This window comes from Dietzia sp. B44 (genome assembly GCF_014145245.1).
Classification (GTDB): Bacteria; Actinomycetota; Actinomycetes; order Mycobacteriales; family Mycobacteriaceae; genus Dietzia; species Dietzia natronolimnaea.
In genome coordinates this window covers 1-3,228 of the sequence record NZ_JAALEF010000382.1, presented here as the reverse complement: position 1 = coordinate 3,228, position 3,228 = coordinate 1, and the positions used below count along the sequence as shown (strand labels likewise).

Here is a 3,228-nt window from a genome sequence, read left to right as displayed (position 1 = left end):
CCCGCTGTGTCCGAGCCCGCTGTGTCCGAGCCCGTGAGCGTCGCCGTGCCGAGGCCCAGGCAGACGCCGACAGGCAGTCCGCCCTCGGCGATGGTCTCGCCCAGCGCGGAGGCCACCCGGCCCCCGGCACGCGAGACCAGGACGCCCGCGAGGGCGGTCGACAGGATCGGGCCCGGGGCCATCCGGGCGGTGGCCTCCTCGAGCATGCAGGCCAGGTCGACGATCTCGGCCCCGGCCCCGCCGTGCTCCTCGGCGACGGCCACGCCGAAGATCCCCAATCCGGCCAACTGCGGCCAATGCGCCTTCCAGGCGTCCGGGTCCGTCTCCTGGGCGCGTACTGTGTCCACGGGATCGACGGACTTCGCCCAGGACTTGATCGAGTTCTGGATCTCGGTCTGATCCGGGGTGGTGGCGATGCTCACGGTGGCTCCTCGTCGAGACGGGGTTCGAACCGGCGCCGGTCCGCGGACCGGCGCTCTCCCCCATAGTAGAACGTGTTCTAACAACCGTGTTCTAGAATGCACCAGCAGGACGTGAACACCGAACCCGGCCCCCATCGGCCGCTCGCCAGCCCAGGAGGCTCGCCTCATGACCAAGAGCTCGACCGAGACCGGTTCCGGTCCTGCCGCGTCTGATCCCGCGCCCCGCGGCGACGAGCCCAGCACCTCGTCGCAGCGGGAGCGCCGTCGCCGGATCCTCGACGCCACGCTGGCCCTGGCCGCCAAGGGCGGGTACGAGGCGGTGCAGATGCGCGCGGTGGCCGAGAAGGCCGAGGTCGCGGTGGGCACGCTCTACCGCTACTTCCCCTCCAAGGTCCACCTCCTGGTCTCCGCACTGGCCCGCGAGTTCCGCCGCCTGGACCAGCGCACGGAGCGTTCGGCCCCGCCCGGGGACACCGCCCAGGAGCGCATGAAGGTCGTGGTGGACATGATCACCAAGTCCATGCAGCGCGATCCCAACCTCACCGAGGCCATGACCCGGGCGTTCATGTTCGCCGACGCGTCGGTGGCCAACGAGGTCGAGGAGGTGGGCTTCTACATGGACCGGATCATCGCCCGCGCCATGGCCCAGGGGGAACCGGACGAGGTCCAGCTCTCGATCGCCCGCGTGGTCTCCGACGTGTGGATGTCCAACCTCGTCTCCTGGCTCACCAGGCGGTCCTCGGCGGCGGACGTCAACAGCCGCCTGGGCCTGACCATCGATCTCCTGCTGGGCACGGACGACTCCCCCCGCCGGGCGCGGCTGCACACCGCCATCGGCAAGGGGAACGGGGCGTCCGAGGAGAACGGGGTGTCCGAGGAGAACGCGGAGGCAGGGGCCGAGCCCGGGGCCTGACCGACCTCCTCACCCACCCCGCCGCGACCGCAGCCGCACACGGTCTTCCCGTGTGCGGCTGCGGTGGTCGCGCGCCTGGGGTGCTCAGACGGCCAGGGGTTCGAGCCCCCTCGGTCAGGGCACCACGACCGTCGGGACCTGACGCACCAGGTGCGAGACGTCCGCCGTCCACCGCACCGGGCCGTCCGCGGGCGTCCAGGCGGTGAGAAGGTCCGAGACCTTGGCCGTCATCTCCCGGCTGAGCCGCAGGAACGAGGTCCCGGGCTGCTCGTCGACCTCTCCGAGGATCAGCCACCAGGCCCAGGCCACCGCGCCGGCGTTGGCCACGAAGTCCGGCAGCACCGCGATCCCGCGCGCGGTCAGGTCGAGTTCGGCGTCGATGGTGGTGGCGGCGTTGGCGGCCTCCACCACGATCGACGCGCTGACGGACGCGCAGTTGTCCGCGGTGATGGCGTACGAGACCGCGGCGGGGACCAGGACGTCGACGTCCATCCCGATGATCTGGTCCCGCTCCAGCCGCTGGACGCGGGCGGGGACGGCTCCCCGGTCGATCTCACCGAAGCGGTCGCGGGTGGCCAGCAGCGCGGGGATGTCGAGGCCCGCCGGGTCGTAGAGCGTCCCGGCGGCGTCGGCCACCGCCACCACGGTCATCCCGGCCTCGTGCAGGTACCAGGCGGCAGCGCCGCCCATCGTGCCCACGCCCTGGACCGCGACGGTGGTGCGTCCGACGTCCCAGCCGCGCACGTACGCCGCGGCCAGACACGCCTGCGCCACGCCGTACCCGCCGATCACGTCGCCGAGCAACCCGCCGGGCACCTCGGCGGTGAGCCCGCGGAAGATACGTGCGGCGGTCGCGGCGGGATCCTCGGAGCGCTCGATGGCGGCGTGGTACGACTGCCGCATCCCCAGCCCGGCGAAGACCTCGTCGATCAGGTGCTGCGGAACCCCCAGGTCCTCGGCGGTCACCCAGTGACGGTCGAGGAACGGGCGCATCGCCTCGCAGAACCGGCCCAGCACCTCCACGGCGCGGGGATCCTTGGGGTCGAAGTCGATCCCGCCCTTGGCACCGCCGACGGGGAGGTCGAAGGCCGCGGTCTTGCGGGTCATGCCGCGGGCCAGGTCCTCCACCTCACCCAGGGTGCAGCCGGCCCGCATCCTGGTCCCGCCGGTGGCCAGGCCACCGACGAGGGTGTCCACGACGAGGAACCCTCGGGCGCCGGTGACGTCGTCCTTCCAGTGCAGCCGCAGGTACGGTTCGCGGGTGGCGGGACCCTCCGCGGGTGGAGCCGGCACTGCCACCGGCACCGACCCGGTTGTCGCGGTGAAACCCGGAATCTCGATGGATGTCATGGTGCTCGCCTCCTGAAACGCCTCGTCCCGACTCTCCGGCGGGGTCCCTCAAGCATGGGAGCGGGGACGGGCCCGGGTCCAGCGAGAATCGATGGACCCGACCGTTCACTTTTTCTGCACTGTCCCCGGTCAGCCCCTACGCTCGGGGCCATGGAGCCGTCACTGCACCGACTCAGACTGCTCCGCGAACTCGAGCGTCGCGGGACCGTGACCGCCGTCGCCGGGGCCCTGGACTACACGGTCTCCGCTGTGTCCCAACAGCTCGCTCTTCTCGAAAGGGAGGCGGGGACCCCCCTGTTCGAGCGTCGTGGCCGCCGGATCGGGCTCACCGAGGCCGGGTTGGTCCTGGCCGGGCACGCGGAGACCATCCTGGCCGCGGTGGAGGACGCCGGGCACGCGATGGAATCGGCCCGGGCCGGGGTCGGGACGACCCTCACGGCCGGGGTCTGGGCATCGGTGGCCACGACCCTGCTGCCCGCCGGGATCCGGGTGCTCGCCCGGGACCACCCGGGGATCGAGGTGCGCAGCCGCGAGCTCGCCCCG

General features: G+C 72.2%; 4 protein-coding genes. 2 read left to right on the top strand and 2 right to left on the bottom strand.

The genetic code is table 11. The features are described from left to right. On the bottom strand, window positions 1-422 hold a 422-nt coding region (locus G6017_RS12435; protein WP_182617626.1), incomplete at its 3' end, for an acyl-CoA dehydrogenase family protein. Window positions 423-588: 166 nt separating this feature from the next. Here G6017_RS12435 and kstR point away from each other — a divergent pair. Then, window positions 589-1,335 carry a cholesterol catabolism transcriptional regulator KstR gene (kstR, locus tag G6017_RS12430; protein ID WP_182611026.1) on the top strand — a complete coding sequence of 249 codons (747 nt, stop codon included), beginning with the start codon at window positions 589-591 and terminating at the stop codon, window positions 1,333-1,335. A 114-nt stretch (window positions 1,336-1,449) separates the two neighbouring features. Here the strand turns inward: kstR and G6017_RS12425 are convergent, their stop codons facing one another. Next, complete coding sequence (locus G6017_RS12425) at window positions 1,450-2,685, bottom strand: Glu/Leu/Phe/Val family dehydrogenase (RefSeq protein WP_182611027.1); 1,236 nt, start codon at window positions 2,683-2,685, stop codon at window positions 1,450-1,452. Between the two features lie 150 nt (window positions 2,686-2,835). On the opposite strand from G6017_RS12425, the gene G6017_RS12420 reads away from it, so the two are divergent. Beyond that, window positions 2,836-3,228 (top strand): LysR family transcriptional regulator (locus G6017_RS12420; RefSeq protein ID WP_182617624.1); only part of this gene is annotated, 393 nt, incomplete at its 3' end.